Source organism: Pseudomonas sp. OTU5201 (assembly GCF_038440135.1).
Classification (GTDB): Bacteria; Pseudomonadota; Gammaproteobacteria; order Pseudomonadales; family Pseudomonadaceae; genus Metapseudomonas; species Metapseudomonas resinovorans.
This window is the reverse complement of the sequence record NZ_JASATC010000035.1, coordinates 37,115-56,882: the sequence shown is the minus strand read 5'-3', so window position 1 is coordinate 56,882 and position 19,768 is coordinate 37,115. Positions and strand designations below refer to the sequence as shown.

The 19,768-nt window shown below is 65.3% G+C and carries 16 protein-coding genes and 2 pseudogenes; 7 read left to right on the top strand and 11 right to left on the bottom strand.

Translation table 11 applies throughout. From position 1 onward, the window contains the following. Nucleotides 1-109 precede the first annotated feature (109 nt). On the top strand, nt 110-1,300 hold the full coding sequence (locus AAHM40_RS20330) for an MFS transporter (protein WP_342246255.1): 1,191 nt from the start codon (nt 110-112) through the stop codon (nt 1,298-1,300). A gap of 137 nt (nt 1,301-1,437) precedes the next feature. Beyond that, nucleotides 1,438-1,812, top strand: a complete 375-nt coding sequence (locus AAHM40_RS20325; protein ID WP_342246254.1) for a nuclear transport factor 2 family protein — start codon at nt 1,438-1,440, stop codon at nt 1,810-1,812. A gap of 143 nt (nt 1,813-1,955) precedes the next feature. Here the strand turns inward: AAHM40_RS20325 and AAHM40_RS20320 are convergent, their stop codons facing one another. Together AAHM40_RS20320 and AAHM40_RS20315 are read right to left on the bottom strand one after the other, a co-directional pair. After that, nucleotides 1,956-2,876, bottom strand: a complete 921-nt coding sequence (locus AAHM40_RS20320) for a sigma-54-dependent transcriptional regulator (RefSeq protein WP_342246253.1) — start codon at nt 2,874-2,876, stop codon at nt 1,956-1,958. A gap of 68 nt (nt 2,877-2,944) precedes the next feature. After that, nucleotides 2,945-3,526: an RBBP9/YdeN family alpha/beta hydrolase gene (locus AAHM40_RS20315; RefSeq protein WP_342246265.1), complete on the bottom strand. Its 582-nt coding sequence runs from the start codon at nt 3,524-3,526 to the stop codon at nt 2,945-2,947. Nucleotides 3,527-3,655: 129 nt separating this feature from the next. Here AAHM40_RS20315 and AAHM40_RS20310 point away from each other — a divergent pair. Further along, nucleotides 3,656-4,071, top strand: a pseudogene (locus tag AAHM40_RS20310) (LysR substrate-binding domain-containing protein); the annotation flags it as partial. Here the strand turns inward: AAHM40_RS20310 and AAHM40_RS20305 are convergent. The 4 genes and pseudogenes from AAHM40_RS20305 to AAHM40_RS20290 all read right to left on the bottom strand — a co-directional run. After that, nucleotides 4,024-4,545 (bottom strand): annotated as a pseudogene (locus tag AAHM40_RS20305) (biotin-independent malonate decarboxylase subunit beta); the annotation flags it as partial. The pseudogenes AAHM40_RS20310 and AAHM40_RS20305 sit on opposite strands and share 48 nt — an antisense overlap. Nucleotides 4,546-4,641: 96 nt before the next feature. After that, complete coding sequence (locus AAHM40_RS20300; protein ID WP_342246252.1) at nt 4,642-6,357, bottom strand: aryl-sulfate sulfotransferase; 1,716 nt, start codon at nt 6,355-6,357, stop codon at nt 4,642-4,644. Nucleotides 6,358-6,440: 83 nt separating this feature from the next. Further along, nucleotides 6,441-7,775, bottom strand: a complete 1,335-nt coding sequence (locus AAHM40_RS20295; protein WP_342246251.1) for an aryl-sulfate sulfotransferase — start codon at nt 7,773-7,775, stop codon at nt 6,441-6,443. A gap of 16 nt (nt 7,776-7,791) precedes the next feature. Beyond that, nucleotides 7,792-10,137, bottom strand: a complete 2,346-nt coding sequence (locus AAHM40_RS20290; protein WP_342246250.1) for a TonB-dependent receptor — start codon at nt 10,135-10,137, stop codon at nt 7,792-7,794. 188 nt (nt 10,138-10,325) lie between these two features. On the opposite strand from AAHM40_RS20290, the gene AAHM40_RS20285 reads away from it, so the two are divergent. Next, a complete protein-coding gene (locus tag AAHM40_RS20285; RefSeq protein ID WP_342246249.1) occupies nt 10,326-11,237 on the top strand; it encodes a LysR family transcriptional regulator in 912 nt (303 codons plus the stop codon). Nucleotides 11,238-11,419: 182 nt separating this feature from the next. Here the strand turns inward: AAHM40_RS20285 and AAHM40_RS20280 are convergent, their stop codons facing one another. From AAHM40_RS20280 to AAHM40_RS20265, 4 genes are all read right to left on the bottom strand, one after another. Further along, nucleotides 11,420-11,821 (bottom strand): ExbD/TolR family protein, encoded by a 402-nt coding sequence (locus AAHM40_RS20280; RefSeq protein ID WP_342246248.1) that lies wholly within the window; start codon nt 11,819-11,821, stop codon nt 11,420-11,422. Between the two features lies 1 nt (nt 11,822). Further along, the gene (locus tag AAHM40_RS20275) at nt 11,823-12,530 is read right to left on the bottom strand and encodes a MotA/TolQ/ExbB proton channel family protein (RefSeq protein ID WP_342246247.1); all 708 of its coding nucleotides are present in this window, start codon (nt 12,528-12,530) and stop codon (nt 11,823-11,825) included. Nucleotides 12,531-12,563: 33 nt separating this feature from the next. Then, entirely contained in the window at nt 12,564-13,352 is a 789-nt protein-coding gene (locus AAHM40_RS20270) for an energy transducer TonB (protein WP_342246246.1), read from the bottom strand. A gap of 337 nt (nt 13,353-13,689) precedes the next feature. Then, nucleotides 13,690-14,595 (bottom strand): TauD/TfdA dioxygenase family protein, encoded by a 906-nt coding sequence (locus tag AAHM40_RS20265; protein WP_342246245.1) that lies wholly within the window; start codon nt 14,593-14,595, stop codon nt 13,690-13,692. 163 nt (nt 14,596-14,758) lie between these two features. Here AAHM40_RS20265 and AAHM40_RS20260 point away from each other — a divergent pair, with 163 nt between their 5' ends. Next, a complete protein-coding gene (locus AAHM40_RS20260; RefSeq protein WP_342246244.1) occupies nt 14,759-15,673 on the top strand; it encodes a LysR family transcriptional regulator in 915 nt (304 codons plus the stop codon). 279 nt (nt 15,674-15,952) lie between these two features. Here AAHM40_RS20260 and AAHM40_RS20255 read toward each other — a convergent pair whose 3' ends face one another. Continuing rightward, nucleotides 15,953-17,011: an ABC transporter substrate-binding protein gene (locus AAHM40_RS20255; protein WP_342246243.1), complete on the bottom strand. Its 1,059-nt coding sequence runs from the start codon at nt 17,009-17,011 to the stop codon at nt 15,953-15,955. A gap of 301 nt (nt 17,012-17,312) precedes the next feature. Between AAHM40_RS20255 and AAHM40_RS20250 the strand changes: the two genes are divergently transcribed. Both AAHM40_RS20250 and AAHM40_RS20245 read left to right on the top strand, forming a co-directional pair. Next, nucleotides 17,313-18,896: an ABC transporter permease gene (locus AAHM40_RS20250; RefSeq protein WP_342246242.1), complete on the top strand. Its 1,584-nt coding sequence runs from the start codon at nt 17,313-17,315 to the stop codon at nt 18,894-18,896. Next, nucleotides 18,893-19,756 (top strand): ABC transporter ATP-binding protein, encoded by an 864-nt coding sequence (locus AAHM40_RS20245; RefSeq protein WP_342246241.1) that lies wholly within the window; start codon nt 18,893-18,895, stop codon nt 19,754-19,756. The genes AAHM40_RS20250 and AAHM40_RS20245 overlap by 4 nt, the downstream gene beginning before the upstream one ends. Nucleotides 19,757-19,768: the final 12 nt, after the last annotated feature.

Below are 19,768 nucleotides of genomic sequence, written 5' to 3'. Positions count from 1 at the left end.
CGCCCCTACAGGTGGAGCCGCCCCACCTGCTCCAGCGGTAAGCCCCCTGCAAGGAAATGCGCGTAGAATCCGCGCCCCCTCGCAAGACAGCCCCGCCACCGGAACCTGCATGAACCCGAGCACTCTCCTCTCCTTGCCGCTGCTGGCCCTCGCCCTGGGCGGCTTCGTCGTCGGCAGCAGCGAATTCATCATCATGGGCCTCTTGCCCGAAGTGGCCAGCGACCTGCAGGTCAGCCTGTCCGACGCGGGCCTGCTGGTCAGCGCCTACGCCATGGGCGTAGTGATCGGCGCACCTCTGCTGGGCCCGCTGCTCGGCCGCCTGCCGCGCCGCCAGGCGCTGCTCTGGCTGATGGGTGCCTACGTGCTGGGTAACCTCGGCTGCGCCCTGGCGCCGAACTACGAGTGGCTGTTGGCGATGCGCATGTTCACCGCATTCAGCCACGCCGGCTTCTTCGGCTGCGCCACCCTGCTCGCCGCCGAACTGGCCCCACCGCATCGCCGCGCGTCGGCCATGGCCCTGGTGCTCAGCGGCCTGACCATCGCCAACGTGCTCGGCGTTCCTGCGGGTGCCTGGCTGGGCCAAGCCACCAGCTGGCGGGTGACCTTCATGGTGGTGGCGGCCCTGGGCTTCCTCACCCTACTCGCCCAGGCCCTCTGGCTTCCCGCCACGCCCAAGCCGCACGCCAACGCGGCCGGCGCCTGGGACGGCATCCTGCGGCGTCCGGTGCTGCACGCGCTGTTCGTCTGCAGCCTGTCTTCAGTGGCGCTGTTCGGCGTGTTCACCTACATCAGCCCACTGCTGCGCGACGTCTCCGGCTTCACCAAGGAGCACGCCAACTTCGCCCTGCTGCTATTCGGCATCGGCCTGACGGTGGGCAACCTGCTGGGCGGACGCCTGGCCGACAAAGGCTTCCGCTATGCACTGCCGCTGGCCTTCGGGGTGAGCGTGCTGTGCCTGCTGGGACTGTTCGTCTTCGCGCAGATTCCGGCGCTGGCCCTGGCCTGCCTGTTCCTCTGGGGCGTGGCCAGCTTTGCCATTTCCTCTCCGCTGCAACTGCTACTGGTGGAACAGGCCGGCGAATCGGCGAGCCTGGCCGCCACCCTCAGCCACGCCGCGTTCAATCTGGGGAATGCCAGCGGCGCCTTCATCGGCGGCCTGTGGCTGAGCACCAGCATGGGCCTGTCCAGCCTGCCGCTGATGGGCGTCGGCGTGCTGGCCCTGACCATCCTCGTCTGCCTTCCACTGCCGCGCTTGCGCGCAGTACGAGATCGGCTCAAGGAAAGCGGACAGATTCACTGACGAGCGCGCAGCCGGACGATTCGGAGATCGATTCGGAAGCACTCCCCACGCGCTTATTCGCAATGGATCGCTCGCTCCGCGCCGGGCGAACTAGCATTCGGCTTGGCTGATTTGCCGATATCAACGGAGCGCGCGAAATGACTGCCCACGAGACTGACCAAGACGCCATCCAACGCGTCGTGCGTGACTATGTCGAAGGCATGGTGTTCGCCGACGAACACCGCCTGCGCCGTGCCTTTCACCCGCAGAGCCGCATCATCGGCCACTTCCAGGGCGAGCTCGAATGGCTCTCGGTAGACGACTTCGCGGGCGCCATTCTCGACGCCGGCCCGGTGCTGGCTGAAGGCGAAACGCCCGTCTGGAATATCCAGGCGCTGGACATCACCGGCGACGCCGCCTCGGCGAAGGTAGTCGACGACTACGCCGACCTGCGCTTCACCGACTTCCTCTCGCTGCTGAAGATCGGCGGTCGCTGGAGCATCATCAACAAGCTCTACTACCTGCACGAGTAGCGCCCGCCGTAACCGCTCATGGTGGACCGATGAAGCCTGGTCCACCCTACGCCGCGTCCAAACCGTGGGCAGCGGGGATGTCGCTTTTCACATCCGCCGGTGGTGTTCTCCGAAGCCCCGAATCATGCACCGGTGTAGCGTGGCTACCCCGCCAGCACTTCGGCAAATAGCTGGCGCAGGTGGTCGCGCTCTTCGTCGTTGGCCGCCAGCCGTCGCAGTTGCACGGCAAGCTGGGCATAACCCGGCAGGGGCGGCAGGTTGAGGTGCTGCGGCAGGATTTCCTCACCTTCGCTGACCAGCAGGGCGAAATGCACGCTGTTCTCCAGTTCGCGGGTGTTGCCCGGCCAGGGATAGGCTTCCAGGGCCGCCTGGGCGGCCGGGCTGATCAGCGGCAATGGCAGGTCCAGGCGCTGCGCGTAAATGCCGAGAAAATACTCGGCCAACGGCAAGATATCGTCCGGTCGTTCGCGCAATGGCGGCAGCTCCACCCGTCCCTCGTCCAGGTACTGATAGAGCCGCGCATTGAACTTGCCGACTCGCACTGCCTTGGCCAGGTCGATGCTGGTGGCGGCTACCAGACGCACGTCCACCGGGGTCGGCTGGTGGGCGCCGACGCGGATCACTTCGCGGCTTTCCAGCGCCGCCAGCAGCTTGGCCTGCAGGGGCAATGGCAGGTCACCGATCTCATCCAGGTAGAGCGTCCCGCCATTGGCCGAGCCGAACCAGCCGGCGCGGCTGCTGACCGAGCCGCTGTGGGCACCAGCCGCATGGCCGAACAGTTCGGCCTCGGCGTAGGCCTTGCTGATGGCGCTGCAACTCACCGCCACGAACAGGCCGGGGCGATCGCTGGAACGGTGGATCTGCCGGGCCAGCAATTCCTTGCCGGTACCGGTTTCGCCCTGGATCAGCACCGGCAGCGCGCTCGGCGCCAACTGATCGACCTCCTCGCGCAACTGTCGCGAGCGCTCGTCGACAAACACCAACGCACGGGCGCGGATGCTGAGGGGGCTGCGGTCGGCATCGGCGAAGGTCAGCAGCGGTTGACCGGGGTTTTCCTTGCTCATGACAAAATCTCCCGCCGGGCCCAGGCTGCGATGCAGCGGGCCCTGACGTATTGCTGAATTGGATTGGATCAGGCGCGTTTTCTGGACGATTGCTCGACGCGCGCTTGCAAGCGATAGAGATGGGCGAAGCCTTGTTCCCAACGGTGATGCCCGGATTTCACATTGATGTGCCCGGCGCCGGTGAGGATCGCGGCCTCCGAGCCCCAGTCACGGGCCATTTCCAGGGCTCGCGCAGGGCTGGCCGCGTGGTCGCTGTCCGAGCCCACCAACAGACTGGGGAAGGGCAGCAGGTCCCGCGGGATGGGCGCGAAGCCCTTGAGCGCATCCGGACAACCGGGGCGCTGCACGTCCGCCGGCGCGACCAGCAGGGCGCCGCGCACGCGACGCAGAACATCCGGATCGGACTGCGCCGCCCAGTGCGCCACGGTCACGCAGCCCAGACTGTGGGCGATGAGGATCGCCGGGGTACGCTCGGCATCGATGGCGCGCTCCAGCGCCGCCACCCAGGACGCACGGTCCGGGTTGTTCCAGTCAGCCTGCTCGACCCGGCTGGCATTGGGCAGGCTGCGTTGCCAGTGGCTTTGCCAATGCTCATCTGGCGAGCCCTGCCATCCCGGCAGGATCAGGTAGCGAATGGCCTGGCTGCGCATGGCGAGCCCTCCTTGCTGAATGTCGATGCTGGGCAGTCTAGGTGCTTGCCATATATCTGTTAAGGAATAAGAACTTATTTGCTTATGCATTATTAGCTTATTCACTAAAGGTCGTCTCCGCCGGCCGGCGAGGCGGCCGGCTTCTCGGCCGAACGCTTCAAGCTCGGCGCGCTCTATTCGCTGACGGTGAAGACCGTGCCGCAGCTGGTCATGGGCCTGAAGCTGCGACGCAGCGAGCTGAACATCGACCTCACCCTGGGCTCCAACGTCGACCTGCTCTACCGCCTGAAGAACATGAACTGGACGCCATCCTGGTCTCCCTGGATGACAGCGTGAACGACCCGGATTGCGAGCAACTGCCGCTGTTTTCCGACGACATCTTCCTCACCGTCCCCACCGACTCGCCTTTCGCCGACCAGGACGAAGTGGACCTGGCGAACCTCGCCGACTCCACTTTCATCACCCTGACCCAGGGTTTCGCCACCCACCGCGACGGCGCGAGGGTGTTCCAACAGGCCGGCTTCGAGCCCAAGGTGGCGATGCAGGGTCTCGCGGATGGCATCGACATCGTCAGCCACATAGGCGTCCACCAGGCCGCTGGCGCTGCGTTGTTCGCCACCGGTGAGGCTCCAGATGAAAGGGCGGTCGCGGGGGTCGTACTCCTCGATTCCCGCCTCCTGTTCGATCACCTGCGGGCCGTTGAGGCCCAGGCGCGCTTCGCGGGTGACGATCAGGCGGCTGCACAGGCCGGCGGCGATGGACATGCCGCCGAAGCAGCCGACCAGGCCGATCACCGGCTGGTATTGGCGCAGCTCGACAATGGCCGCCTGGATCTCGGCGATGGCGGCCAGGCCCAGGTTGGCTTCCTGCAGGCGCACACCGCCGGTTTCCAGCAGCAACACGGCGCAGGTGGTAATGCCCTGGCGGTTGTCTTCGGCCGCAAGCTCCAGCGCGCCGGCGATCTTGGCGCCGCCCACTTCGCCCATGCTGCCGCCCTGGAAGGCGCCTTCAAGGGTGGCCCGCGCCTCACCGGTCCACCGGCGAGGCTGGGCGAGGCTCCGATGGTGGACGTGAAGAGCGACGTCCACCGCGAGGTCCAGCTTCGGTGCCAGAGGTCAGAACGCCTTGGCGAGATCAATCACTAGCGCCCGGTAGCCCACGCTGCCCGGCTGCCGGCTGGTCACCTTGAGTTCCACCTGGACCTCCCGGGTGCCACGCTTCACCTCGTTGAGTACGGTGGTGGTGAGCTTCTCCGGGGTCAGGAATCCCACCGAGGCCGAGTAGATGAACTGGGTATCGGTGTCCGGGCGGTATTGCACCACCGAGGTCACCGGGCTGTACCACTCGTCCCCGCGTTCCTTGCCGTATTCCCAGACCTGCTCGACGGTGCCCTTCGCCTCGTCGATGCGGTACTCCACCGCGCGGCTGTAGTTGCCGGCAAGCTTGGTCGGCGCAAAGTTGCGGCCCCAGCCGTTGTCGAACACGGTCAACGTGCCATGGTCGGTGAGCCAGGCAGTGTGCTGGGTCCAGGACCAGTCGAAGCCGTCCGCGTAGAGGCCGCCCTCCTCCGCGAGCACTTCACCCTTGGCATTCACCGGGGTCAGCACCTTGGACTTGAGCCCCTCCGGCCAGCCCTGGGGCGAGGCGAGAATCCACTTCACCGTCTTGTTGCGACCGATCTTCACCACGCCCTGATGGCGGGCGGAGATGATGATGCTGTCATCGCTGGCGTCGTAGTCGATGGCGTTGACGTGGGCCCAGTTGCGGCCGGTACCGACGCCAGGGGTGTCGCCAAAAGGCAGGTCGCCTTCCAGCAACTCGTTGGCAGCAGTGCTCTCCTGCTTCTGCACGCCCTCGGGGAGCTGGAGAGCGGCCTTGCCCAAGGTTTCCAGCAGCGCGCCGCGATAGGGGTCGAGGATCTGGTTGAGGTCCCAGAAGTCCAGCACGTCGCCGGCTTCGTTGACTTCGATGATGTGGTCACGGATGGAGCGCACGCGCTTGCCGTCCGGGCGACGGTAGTCGCTGGTGCCGACACGCAGCAGGTAGGTACCGTTGGGGGTCTCTCGGATTTCGTGGGAGAAGTCGGCGAACTTGTCCGGCAGTGCACGCTGCCACACGCGACGCCCCAGCAGGTCGTACTTGGAGTAGGTCTGGCCCTGGCCCCAGATCAGCTTGCCGTCGCGGGTCTGCTGGAAGCCCATGGTACCGCCCAGTCCGTCCTTGCGATTGGAATCGTGGACCTGCTCGATATCCAGGTACCAGCGCACGTCACCGTTGCTGTCGGCGATCCAGTTGTTGCCCACCTGGTCCCACTCCGCGGCACCGCCAAGGGCGTTCCACTTGAAGGCACGACCTCCGGGGATCTCGCCCAGCAGGTGATTGAACAGGTACAGGCGACGCTCGAATCCGGGCGCCACCTTGATCGGTTCCACCAGCGGCAGCGCGGCGGTCTGGTTGGCCACCACCGGCAGGCGCACAGCTGGGGCATAGACCTGGTAGCGCTCACGGATGCGCTCGCCATCCAGCTTGTAGGTCACTTCCACCTGGTTGACATGATCCGGGTAGAGGCCGAAGACCGGGATGCCGCCATAGGTCCACAGCGAGCGCTCGGAAACTTCGTAGGCGATGTCCACGCCACGTTCGCCGCGACCCAGCACGCGCACATGGGCGGCGCTGATGGCCTGGCCGCCGTCGCGGATAATGGCGGTCAGCGGTGCCAGCTTGTAAGGGTTGACCACCACGTCGCCGAGCAGCGCGGTGCCGCGCTCGGGGACCTTGGCGGTGATGCAGGCGCCCTCGGGGAGATCAGGGGCTTCGGTTTTTGCGTTCATCTTCAGGTTCTCCAGGGCGCCCCTGCGGGGCGCTTTGCGAATGAATTCGCACCCACAGAAAAGCAGCAGGTGCCGGGTCGGATTCAGGGGTTGGTGGAAACGCGGAACTGATCGATGGCGGGCGGCGTGACAGCCTGCTCGGAACGCGGCGTGCCCTCGGGCACCCAGTCGTAAGGCACCGGCAGCGCGCGGTAGATCCAGTTGCTGCGAGCGTTGCCCACGGGAGCCTTGCCAAAGTAGGGGCTGACGTACTCCCAGACGATTTCGCCCGCCGGGGTAACCTGGAACACCCGGCCGAACTTGCCCTCGTCGATCAGGGTGTTGCCATTGGGCAGGCGTCGCGCACTGCTGATGAAGGCACTGAAGAACGCCCAGCCGGGTTGGCCGCTGTCAGCGGCGCTGTACTGCCAGACGATCTCACCCTTCACGGGGTCGATCTCCAGAATCCGCGAGCCGCCCAGCAGGCTCAATGGCACGCGCGGGTAACCGGCCTCGCCCTGGTTGTCGAACACCAGCAGATTGCCGGCACCCGGCAGGCCCTCGGGAATGATGTGCGCGTCGTGCTGACCGGAGAACTGATCCACCGGGCGCGGCACGGCGGTCGGCGCGTAGGCATTGAACTTCGGCAGGTTCGGCCCCAGGCTCCAGGCGACCTTGCCGCTGGCCTTGTCGATGATGGCGATGAAGTTGCCTTCACGGGAGTCGATCAGCAGGTTGTCCGGGTGGAAGCGCTTGTCGCCCTGGTCGAACCACCTGTTCGGCCCAACCACACTGAGGTTGTTGATGTGCAGCACGTCGGGGTTCTTGCTGGCGCGCACCAGTTTGAGTTGCTCCGGGGTGAAGCCGAACTCATCGAGGTGCTGGGAGGCGGTCCAGCTCCAGGCGACTTTGCCGGCAGGCGTAACCTCGTAGATCACGTCATCGATCACCTGGGGTACGGCAAAGCCCTTCACCGGGTGCAATTGGTTGGCCAACACCAGGGTGTTGCCGTTGCCCAGTCGGCGCTGGTCATGATGCTGGTGGGCGGCCCCACCCGGCGCCTGGTCGCCCCACTGCCAGACCACCTGGCCGCTCCAGTCCAGCTCACCCACCACCTTGTTGCGCAGGCCATTGCCGGCGGATGCCAGCTTGCTTGGTTCCTTCACCTCTTCAAGCTGAACGAAGAGGTGGCCGCGCTTGCCGTCGTTGTGCTTCGGGTCGATCAGCGCGGCGGGAAAGCCGGCGTTGTTCCAGTGCCGCACCTCATTGCCGTTCATGTCGATCAGGCGCGTCTGCTTGTCCGGCGAGCTGAAGATCACGTAGCCGTTCCAGGCCTTGGCCGGGTCATAGAGGGTCACCCCGGTGGGGTAGACGCTGGGGGCGCCGACGGCTTGGCCTGCGACCAGGGTGGCCGCGAGGCCGAGGGTCTTGAGTTTCATTGCAGGTTCCTTGTGCTCAAAAGTCATAGCGGGCAGTGGCGCCGACGGTGCGCGGCGTGCCAAGTACCCCGGCGTAGCCACCGTTGGCGGAGTTCCACAGGCTGGTGAAGTAGGTCTTGTCGCCGGCGTTCTTCACCCAGAGGGACAGATCGAGCACGCCATCACCCTGATCCAGACGCACGCCGCCGGAGAGGTTGACCACCGCGTAGCTGGGGATCTGGCCGAAGTCCGAGTCGTCGATGGTGCCCACGGCCTTCGAGCGGAAGGCGTAGCTCGCGGTGACGTAGGGCTCGACGCGGTCCGCCAGATGCCACTTGTATTCGCCGTTGAGGTTGGCGATGTACTTGGAGGCCCCCACCACTTGGTGCCCGGTCAGGTCGCAGGTGGCGGCGGGGTTGGCCAGGCTCACTTCCGGCGGGCACGGCGCGTCCTTGTAGTCGGTGTAGCGGACGTCGTTCCAGGAGCCGTTGACGTTCAGGGTCAGGCCACGAATCGGCAGCGCGGTGGCCTCGAACTCCAGGCCACGCGAGCGCACCGAGCCGGCGTTGGCGAGGAATTGCACGCGGTTGACCTGGTCGTAGACGTTGGCCTGGTAGCCATGCACGTCGGCCCAGAAGAGGTTGGCGTTGAGCAGCAGGCGGCGGTCAAACAGGGTGCTCTTGACCCCCAGCTCGGCATTGTTGATGCGCTCGGTGCCCACCAGCAGGGAGTCGGTGCCCAGGCGTGGCGCTGCGCCGACGGTGAGGTTGACGCCACCGGACTTCTCGCCGTGGGACAGCGAAGCGTAGCCCAGCACGTCGGGATTGAACCGGTAACTCAGGGACAGCAGGCCCGACGGGCTGAAGCTGTACTGGTTGAGGTCGCCGGAATCGAAGGCGCCGACCCGGCCCTGGCGCGCAGTCGCGGCGGCACCGGCAACCGCGGCCCCACCGACCGGCGCATCGCGATCGACCCAGGCGCTCTTTTCTTCGTAGGTGCCGCGAATGCCGGCCGTGAAATCCAGCCGCTCGGTCAGATGCCAGGTGCCTTGGGAGAACAGCGCGTAGCTGTCGGTATCGATGTGGCCATCGCCTTCACTGGTGACATTGGCCAGGGCGCCGGCGGGCGTGGAGTTCCAGATGTCCGCCTGGGGGCCGTAGAAGGTGAACGAGTGGTTATCCAGGTCCTGCTTGAAGTAGTAGGCGCCGAGCACGTAGTCGAAGGCGCCGCCGGTGGGCGAGGCCAGGCGGAATTCCTGGGAGTACTGTTTGTCACGTACCGAGACGCCGGCGTTGATCGAGGCCGACACGTTGAGGCCATCATCGTTGCGCGGGGTGAAATCCCACCAGCGATAGGCGGTGATGGAGGTCAGGGTGAAGTCGTTGGGCAGGGTCCAGTTGGCCTCTACCGACGTGCCGCCCTGGAACACCGTCACCTGCTGGTCGGAGTCGAAATTGACCTTGCGGTCCTTGCCGGACACCAGCGTGGCACCGGCCTGTGCGGCTAGGCGCTCATAGCGGTTGACGCCATTGATGGTGGGACCGGTGCTGTAGAGGCTGAGAATGCCGTTGTTGGAATCCTCCTCGTTGTACTCGCCTATCCAGCGCAGGTTGAAGGTTTCGCTTGGTTCGAACAGCAACTGGCTGCGGAATCCCTGGCGCTTGCCGCCGTTGAGGTCCTCGCCATTGAAGACGTTCTTCACATAGCCATCGTCTTCGGTGTGGTAGGCGGTAAGGCGGCCAGCCAGGGTTTCGGTGAGGCCGCCAGAGACACTGCCCAGGGTCTGCCAGTAGCCGTCCTCGCCCACCGAGGCCTGCAGGCTGCGCTCGGTGGTGAAGGTGGGTTTGCGGGTGCTGATGTTGATCACCCCGGCCGTGGTGTTCTTGCCGAACAGGGTGCCCTGCGGGCCACGCAGTACTTCCAGCTGCTCTACGTCGAGCAGGTCGAACACCGCCATGCCGGGGCGGCCGAGATAGACGTTGTCCAAGTATACGCCAACGCTGCCTTCCAGGCCGTCGCTCGCCGGGTTGTTGCCCAAACCACGGATGGAAATGCTCGACTGGCGGGCATGCACATAGGAGACGTTGGTGCTGGGCACCAGTTGCTGCAAGTCCTGCACGCGATAGACGCGCTGGTGCTCCAGGGTCTGGCCACCGAGCACGCTGATCGGCGTGGGCACGCTCTGCGCGGTTTCTTCGCGACGCCGGGCATTGACGGTGACGGTGCCGAGCTGGGTGTCCAGCTCGGCCTTTGCCTGGGTGCTGCTCGCCTCTTGCGCCTGGACGGTCGGGGCCAGGCCGACACCGGCCAGCAACACGGCCAGGGCGAGGGGTTTCAGGTGGTGCGCCGACGTTCGCGTCGGGCTCTGGGTAAGTCGGGACATGCAGTACTCCTAAGGACATTGGCCTTGGCGAGCACTTCCGTTGGCGGAACCGAATCGCGGGCAGATCGCATATATCTATAATGAATATAAATAGTTTTATTTCTTTGTTTTAGAAATAAGTAATTGCCTTTATAAGGATCGGGACCCAGAGCAGCAATTGCATTTCACCGAATCTTTCCATGTAGAAAATGCATATCGACCTTCGCCAACTCCGCCACTTCATCGCCCTTGTCGAGCACCGCAGTTTCGTCGCCGCCGCCGTGGCGGTGAACCTGTCGCAGTCGGCCTTCAGCCGCAGCATTCAGACGCTGGAGCACAACGTCGGCTGCCGCCTGATCGACCGTGCCAGCAAGGACCTGATCCCCACTCGCCAGGGGCTGGTGGTGCTGGAGCATGCTCGTCGCCTGGTGCACGGGGCGCACAACCTGGTCAACGAGATCAGCCAGTTCAACGGCGCCAAGGCCGGCCTGGTGCGCTTCGGCTGCGGACCAGCACCGGCCGGCCGCCTGGTACCACGCGCAGTGGCCTGCTTCGTGGGTGATTACCCGGCAGCGAGGGTGAATTTCCAGGTCGATAACTGGCAGGAGCTGAACCGCCGTCTGGTGGCCGAAGATATCGAGTTCTTCGTTGCCGACACCCGTCAGTTCGAGGCCGACCCCGACTATCGTGTACACAAGCTCAAACCCCAGCGCTGGCACTTCTGCTGCCGCGCCGGGCATCCGCTTACCGCACGCGACACGGTGCGAGTGCGTGACATCTTCGACTACCCGCTGGCCACTACCATCCGCCCGCCGAACATCCGCAAAGTCCTGGTGGACTTCAGCGGTCGCCAGGACTTCGCCCCCAACGTGGAGTGCGAGCATGGCTACGCCCTGCTCAACGTGGTGCAGCACTCGGATGCCATCGGTATCGCCAACGAGAGCAACCTGCGGCCCTACCTGCGCGATGGCGCACTCGTGCCGCTGGAGCTGAAGGACCTACCGCCGGACCTGGAGGAGTTGCACACCCGCTACGGCATCGTCAGCCGTGTCGGCTATGGCCTGTCGCCGCTGGCCCAGGCGCTGGTGGAGCGCATCCTCGCCTGCGACAGCGACATCTGAGCACTTCGGCCTGGTCGGGCGCCGCGCAGTCTCAGCCCACCAACGGACGAGGTCGGCACGGGGCTTTGCGTGGTCGATTTCCATCTCGAGCGCGGACCGCAGGCGCGCCCCCCGGGACAGCACAATGAAAAAAGCCGCCATTCCCCTGCCTGAAGAATGACGGCCAAGCCTGATGAAAGACGTCAGCGCGCGGTAATCACCGCGAGCTTGGTGATTCCCGCCCGCTCGATGGAGGCCATGGCGCGGGCCACCGCGCCGTAGTCGACCTGGTCATCGGCCTGCAGCTGCACGCGCAGTTCCGGGTCCTTGGCCTTGGCGGCCTCGAGGCGGCCTTGCAGCACGTCGGGCTGGATCTCGTCCTTGTTGATGAACAGCTTGCCGGCGCCGTCGATGCTCACCACCAGCGGGTCCTTCTGCTCGGGCGGGGCCACGGCCTCAGTCTTCGGCAGGTTGATCGGGATGGCGTTGGTCAGCAGTGGCGCCGTGACGATGAACACCACCAGCAGCACCAGCATCACGTCCACCAGCGGGGTGACGTTGATTTCGGAGAGGACTTCGTCGTTGTCCTGAGTCGAGAAGGCCATGTCAGGAGGCCTCCTTTACGTTGCCCGCGGTGCGCGCCGGGTGAGGATTGACGATGACCCGGAAGGCGCTCTTCTGCGCCAGCAGGTAGAAGTCGTGGGCGAAGTCGTCGAGGTCGGCGGCAGTGAGCTTGAGGCTGCGCAGGAAGTAGTTGTAAACCAGCACCGCCGGCACCGCGACGGCGATGCCCACGCCGGTGGCGATCAGCGCCGCGCCGATGGGGCCGGCCACGGTTTCCAGGCTGGCCGAGCCGGCCGCGCTGATGCCCTTGAGGGCCTCCATGATGCCCCAGACGGTGCCGAACAGGCCGATGAAGGGCGAGGTGGAACCAATCGAGGCGAGCACCGCCAGGCCGGATTCCAGGGAGCGGCGCTCACGCTGGATCTGCTGGCGCAGGGCACGTTCGAGGCGGTCCTGGTGGTTGATCGCCTGGCTCAGGTCGCCGGGTTGGCCACCCTGGACCTGGATCGCGGCGAAGCCGGCCTGGGCCACGTGGGCGGCGGCGCCGGCCTGCTGTTGCACCTGCTCGGCCGCGCTGTCCAGGCTGGTGGCGCTCCAGAAACGCGTCTGGAACTGGCGGTCGCGGTGCTTGAGGCGGGCGAACTGGATCGCCTTGACCAGGGCCAGGCCCCAGGTGACGACGGAGAAGCCGATGAGCAGCCAGATCACCAGGTGCTCGATGGAGGCGAAGGGGTTGGTTAGCAGGTCCATGGTGAATTCCTCTCTACAGGCAAAGTCGCTGAATCAGTTCAATTTGAAGTCGATGGGCACGCTGACCCAGCCGTCGCGGGCAACGTCGCCCTGCTTGGCCGGCACGAAGCTCCAGCGCTTGACCGCACGCACTGCGGCTTCGTCGAGCAGCTCGCGGCCGCTGGTTTTCTGCACCTGGATCTCGCTCGGCAGGCCGCTGGCGAGCACATGCACGCGCAGCAGCACGGTGCCTTCCCAGCCGCGTCGCTGGGCGAAGGCGGGGTACTCGGGCGCCGGGTTCTTCAGGTAACCGGCGTTGGCCGACGGCGGCGTCACCGGGGCTGGCGCAGGCGGTGCCGGCGGTGCCGGCGGGGCTTCGGTCTTGGGCGGCGCGGGCGGCGGCTCCACCGGTTTCGGCGCAGGCTTGGGTGGCTGCTGTTTCGGCTTGGGTTTGGGTACCGGCTTGGGTGGCGGCGGTTTTACTGCCAGTTCCTCCACCATCGGCGGTGGCGGCTCGACCACGGGCGGCGGCGGCTCCACCACCGGCGGGGCCGGCGCGGTGAATTCGATGGTCATAGGCGGGATCTGCGGCGGCACTTCCGGCAACGGCGGGGTGGGCTGCTGGCTCAGCCAGTGCAGCACGGCGCCGTGCAGCACCAGGGCGAAGGCACCCAGCAGCAGCGCCTCGCGGCGACCGAGGACGCGGCTAGCACCGGCGCTGCGGAAGACCGTGCGGTACAGCGCCTGGCGTACCGGGACGCCGAGGTCGAGCACCTCGCCAGGTCGGCGGGTTTCACGCCAGAGCAGTTCGCGGCCGCTATCGGCTTTGAGGACATTGCCCATGGGCAAGACTCCTGGGAAAAAAAGGCCCGACCTGTGCCGCCGGGCCTGTTGAACAGGCAGCCGGCTCAGGACCGGCGAGATGGCCGAACTAGAGCGGTCGGCTATGGAAGGATGATTAAGCTGGCGACTTATCTCATAAAGTAATTTTTAACTATTCTGTAATAACTATTAGATATATAAGATATGTAAGTAATTGAATTTAAAAGTTAATTTCAAATTGATGCTTCGAGAGCATTGAAAATATGCCCAGCGAGCATCGCCCATGCGTTTCCTGTACCCCCCTGAACGTCAAAAGCCCCCACGGGATCGCTCCGGTGGGGGCTTTCTGGATGCAGAATCAGTTCTTGCGAATGGTCTGGCTGCGTTGGCCGTCGATGCTCACCGGTACGTCTCCGGCCAGGGTCACACGACGGACGATGCGCGGCTGGGTGTCGTAGTCATCCACGGCATAGTGCTGGGTCGCGCGGTTATCCCAGATCGCCACGTCGCCAGCCTGCCAGCGCCAGCGAACGGTGTTCTCCAGGCGGGTGACGTGGCCCTGGAGCACGGCGAACAGGTGCGCCGAGTCTGCCTGGGAGAAGCCCTTGATGCGTTTGACGAAGTGTCCCAGCACCAGCGTGCGCTCGCCGCTCACCGGGTGAACCCGCACAACCGGGTGCTCGGTTTCGTAGACGGTGGAGGTGAACACCTTGCGGTACTGCTCCAGCTTCTCGGCGCTGACATGGGGGCGCACGGCAGCGTAGTCGTACTCATTGCTGTGCACCGCCCAGAGCTTGTCGGCCAACTCGCGTAGCGTCGCCGGTAGATCCTGGTAGGCGGCTGCGGTGTTGGCCCAGACGGTGTCGCCGCCGGCAGCCGGGGCCACCACGCTGCGCAGGATGGATGCCTTGGGATAGGCGTCGACGAAGGTGACGTCGGTGTGCCAGGAGTTGGCGCGCTGCCCCTCGGCGCCGTCCAGTTGCAGCAGGTAATGGGTGCCTTCGCGTACCGGCACCGTGGGATGGGCCACCGGCTCGCCGAGCCGCTTGGCGAAGGCTTCCTGGCCCTGGTCGTCGAGCTGGGTCTGGCCACGAAAGAAGATCACCTTGTACTGCACCAGGGCCGCCTGGATAGCCTCAAGGGTGGCGGCGTCCAGTGAACCGGACAGGGTGACGCCCCGGATTTCGGCGCCGATGCGACCGGCAACGGGATGGATATCGAGTTCGACGGCCTGGGATTGGCTGGCTAGTGCGGCAGTGCTCATGGTGCGGTCCTCGCAGTCAGGAGAGAAGCGCCATATGCTTATTCGATATGCATCTAATAAATTATCAAATACGCATTTGACGGAATAAGAGCCTGCATTTAAAACCCCACGCAAACCCGCGACAAATGCCTTCGCCCTATATTTTCAATGCCGGAAAAGCACCATGGACCTGCGCCAGCTCCGCTACTTCATCGCCTTGGTCGAACACCGCAGTTTTGTGCGCGCGGCCGACGCCATGGGCATCACCCAGCCCGCCTTCAGCCGCAGCATCCAGGGCCTGGAGCAGGACTTCGGCTGCCAGTTGATTGACCGTGGCAGCAAGGACCTGCGCCCCACCCCCGAAGGCCAGGTAGTGCTGCAGCACGCCCTGCGTCTGGTGCAGGGGGCGAGCAACCTGGTGCGTGAAATCGACCAGATGACCAAGCTGGACGCTGGCGAGCTGCACTTCGGCAGCGGCCCCGCACCGGCCGCCAAGCTGGTGCCGGATGCCCTGGCCATCTTCATGCGGCACTACCCGCGCATTCGCACCCACTTCGAGGTGAACAACTGGGAAGTGCTGGGGCGCCGCCTGGCTCGCGAGGAGATCGAGTTCTTCATCGCAGACGTGCGCCAGTTCGAGGCCGACCCGAACTTCCAGACCCGTCCATTGACGCCGCGCTACGGCCGCTTCTTCTGTCGCCAGGGACACCCGTTGCTGCTCAAGGAGAGCCTGTCGACCAATGACATGTTCGACTATCCGCTGGCCGCTACGCGCCTGCCGGCGGGCATCCGCAAGCTGCTGGCGAGCTACAGCGGCAAGGCGGACTTCCAGTTGAGCCTGGAATGCGACCATGTACCCGCCCTGGTGCAGGTGGTACGCCAGACCGACGCCATCGGCATCGCCCAACAGGACACCATCGCCCCGTTGCTGGAACGCGGCGAGTTGACCCTGTTGCACTGGCGCAACCTGCCGGAACGGCTGGACAGCCTCGCGGCACGCTGCGGCATCGTCACCCGCACCGGCTATCGCCTGTCACCGGCGGCCCGCGCGCTGATCGAGGTGCTGGTGGAGCTGGACTCTCTGGAGCAGGCGGCTTAGGAGGGTTGTCTGTGCCGGGGTCAGGCCTTGGTACGTTTCTGTAGGGCCGAATTTATTCGCCAGGCGGGCCGCAGGTCTGCCCTTGGGAATCCCAGCGGGGTTCAATTGCCCTCACCCCACCCCTCACCCACTGTGGGAGAGGGAGCTGTCCGCGCAGGCGTTCAGGTGCGTGCGCTCCCTATGAGAGTGAGTTCATTCGCGGTGACCTGTGGAAAAAAAGCCGCCTTTCGGCGGCTTTCACGACTTCCCTGTCGGTGACGTCCTGTCAGTGACTCCCTGTCAGCGCGAGGCCTGAACTGGCTCCTGCGCCTGCAATGCTGCATCGAGGAAACGCGGCTCCACCCACTCGGACACCTGGAAGCTGCGGCGGATCAGACGCTCCTTTGCGGCCAGATCCACGCCCTGTTGCAGCAGGCCGACGAAGCCAGCATCCAGGCGCGGATCGAAGTACTGGCTCAGGCGCTCCTGGGCCAGGTCGGTCTTGAGAATCACCGGCGGGTAGCTTGCCAGGCGCGAAACCAGCTCCACATAGGCATCCTTGTTGACGTCGTCACGCAGCCAGTTCACTGCCTGCTGCTGGGCCTTGACCAGGCGCCCCACCAGATCGGGGTGCTGGCGGATGAACTCACCGGTGGCCACCAGAACCGCCTGGGTGCTGCCGGCGCCTTTCAGGTCGCGGGAACTCAAAGGCAGTTCGGCCAGGCCTCGTTCGCGCAGGGCGAGGAGGCTGGAAAGCCCCCAGGTGGCGTCGATCTGTTTGGCGGCGAGGGCGGCGTTGGCCGCGTTGAAGTCGAGGTTGATCACCTTCAGGTCACGCTCGCTGAGGCCCTGGCTGGCCAGTGCGCTGGCAAAAGACAGCTGGTTGGCCGTACCACGGAACACGGCCACGCGCTTGCCCTTGAGATCCTCCAGGGTCTTGATGCCGGAACCCGGCACTACCCCCAGGTAGCTCTTCACACCACGGGTACTGGCACTGATCACCCGGGTATCGAGCCCACTGGCCTTGCCAATGATGGCGGCCAGGTCGCCCAGGTAGGCGAAATCCACCTGGCCGTTGGCCAGGGCTTCGTTGATGACCGGGCCGGCTCCCTTGAAGAAGCGCCAATCGATACGAATCCCGTCCTTGGCGAACTCCCGCTCGAAAATCTTCCGGTCACGCAGTACGTCCACCACGCCGCCGCCGCTGTGCTCGCTGCCTGCACTGAGGTCGGGAACAGCGATGCGGATGGCTTCGGGCCGGGCCTGGGCAGCATGGGCGGCGAGGGGGAAGGCACCGAGCAGGCCGATCAGCAGCGGGGAGGCGAAAGCTCCCAGGACGTGGTTGAGCAGAGTTTTCATGGTGGTCGCTCCTTGGCTGGCTGCCGCCGGCAGTGTCCGGCGCTTTGGAGCGAAAGCTAGTCACGGGTTCATAGGTCAAACAAATACTAAAAATTCATTTTTTAGTAACTATATGACCTAAGCCAAGCACTGCGCGGCCTGCAATGACGCATGCAGAGCACGCATAAAAAATATGAGGCAAACGCATCGACCAACGTCTTCCCGGCGCTACATCGTCATGCTCTTATCCCGTTAAGTAATTAATTATCTAATAGTTATTCTATAAGTGAATAAGCTAAGAACCACCATTCGGGAGCTGGAGATGAGCCGAACCCTGACCTGGGCACCCGCCTTAGCCGCGCCGGGCCGGTTGCACGCCCCCATCGACGCCTTGCTGCCCTGGATGCTGCCCTTGGGCCTGGCCCTGCTCTGGGAACTGGCGAGCCGTTTCCACTGGATGAGCGAGCAGATCCTGCCAGCGCCCGGGCTGGTCTGGCAGAGCGCGCGGGAGTTCGGCTCCGGTGAGCTCTGGAGCCACCTGTGGATAAGCCTGCAGCGGCTGTTCTGGGGCCTGCTGGCGGGCGTTGCCGGCGGCCTGTTGCTGGGCTCCTGGCTGGGGGCCTCGAAACGTGCCGAGGCGCTGGTCTACCCGACGTTCGTGGCCCTGGCGCAGATTCCTACCCTGGCCTGGATTCCGCTGTTCATGCTGTTCTTCGGCATCGGCGAGTTGCTCAAGCTGGTGGTGCTGATCAAGGCCGTGGTGGTGCCGGTGACCCTGCATACGCTGGTCGGTGTCCGTGATGCCCAGCCCACGTTGCGCGAGGCCGCGGCGGTGCTGCGACTGCCCCGTCATCTGCTGTTCCTGCGCCTACTGCTGCCAGCCGCCCTGCCCGCATTCCTCGCCGGATTCCGCCTGGCCCTGGCCACCGGTTGGACGTCGCTGCTGGCAGTGGAGCTGCTGGCCTCCAGCGAGGGCCTGGGCTACCTGATGGTCTGGGGCCGGCAATTGTTCATGCTCGACCTGGTGTTCCTCTGCATCCTGCTCATCGGCCTGGTGGGCGCCGTGATGGATCGCGGCTTCGGCGCGTTCGAGCGGCAATTGCTGCATTGGCCGCAACCGGCCACCGGCGAGCAGCGCCAACGCGGGGACACCCGTGGCTGGCGTCGTCTACAGGGCGCCCTGCTGCCGCTGGCGCTACTGATTCTCTGGCAGGCCAGCAGCAGCCTGGGCTGGGTCGACCGCAACATCCTCGCCTCGCCGCTGGACGTGCTGCGCAGCCTGGCCGACGGCCTGGACGACGGCTCGTTGCCCCACGCCATGCAACTCAGCCTGCAACGCACCCTGGCCGGTCTGGCCCTGGGCGGCGGCACCGGCTTCTTGCTCGGCCTGCTGCTGGGGCTGGCGACCCGCGCCGAGCGCCTGCTGGGGCCCAGCCTGTCGGCACTGCGCCAGGTGGCCCTGTTCGCCTGGGTACCGCTGCTCACCGCCTGGTTCGGCCTGGGTGAGGCAGCCAAGGTGGTGTTCGTCAGCCTTGCGGCATTCTTCCCGATGTTCATTGCCACCCAACGTGGCATCGCCGGCCTTTCACCGCAGTTGGAGGAAGCGGCCCGCGCGCTGCGCCTGGACCTGCCACACCGGTTGCGCCTGTTGATTCTGCCGGGTGCGGCCCCGGCGATCTTCGCCGGCCTGCGTCTTGCGCTGATCTACGCCTGGCTGGGGACCATCGGCGCCGAGTACTTCATGCCGTCCGACGGCGGCATCGCCAGCCTGATGCTCGGCGCCCAGCAAGTGTTCCGCATGGATCAGGTGATGGCGGCGATGCTGCTGATCGGCCTGGTTGGCGCCCTGCTGGGCAATCTTGGACAACGCATCGAAACGCGCGCGACGCGCTGGAGACACGCATGAATGCCTTCAATCCCTCGGCCCGGGAAGCGGCCAACCAGCCCCATCCCACGCCGCCGCTGGTCAGCTTCGAACGGGTCGGCAAGGTCTTCTCTGTGGACGGCCAGGCCTTCGAGGCCATCCAGGAATTCAGCCTGGCGATCAACGAAGGCGAGTTCATCGCCATCGTCGGTTCCAGCGGTTGCGGCAAGTCCACCCTGCTGCGTCTGCTGGTGGGGCTGGATACCGAGTTCAGCGGCGAGATCCGCGTCGACGGCGCGCAGGTAGTGGGCATCGGCGGCGAGCGCGGCATCGTGTTCCAGGAGCACCGCCTGTTTCCCTGGCTGACGGTGGCGCAAAACATCGGCCTGGGGCTGGTGAACGAAAAGCTCACCCAGGGCGAACGCGCCCGACGGGTCCACGAGTTCGTGCAGTTGGTCGGTCTGGGAGGGTTCGAGTCGGCCTACCCCCACCAGCTGTCCGGCGGCATGGCCCAGCGCGTCGCCATCGCTCGCGGCCTGGTGGCCAGCCCGCGCATTCTGTTGCTGGACGAACCCTTCGGCGCGCTCGACGCGCTCACCCGCCAGCAACTGCAGGACGAACTGCTGGCCATTCGCGAACGCTCCGGCATCACTACCCTGCTGGTCACCCATGACGCCGAAGAGGCCATTTACCTCGCCGACAGGGTAGTGGTGATGGCGCCCAAACCGGGACGGATCAAGTCGGTGGTGGAGATCGACCTGCCGCACCCGCGCCAGCGTACCGGGGCAGAATTCCACAGGCTGCGCGAGCAACTGTTGCACCAGCTCACCGGGGATGGCGACTACCTGCCGCCAGCGCTGCAGCGGGTGGAGGGGATGAGGCCAGAGTTCATTGCGCTCTGACACCCTCCAGAA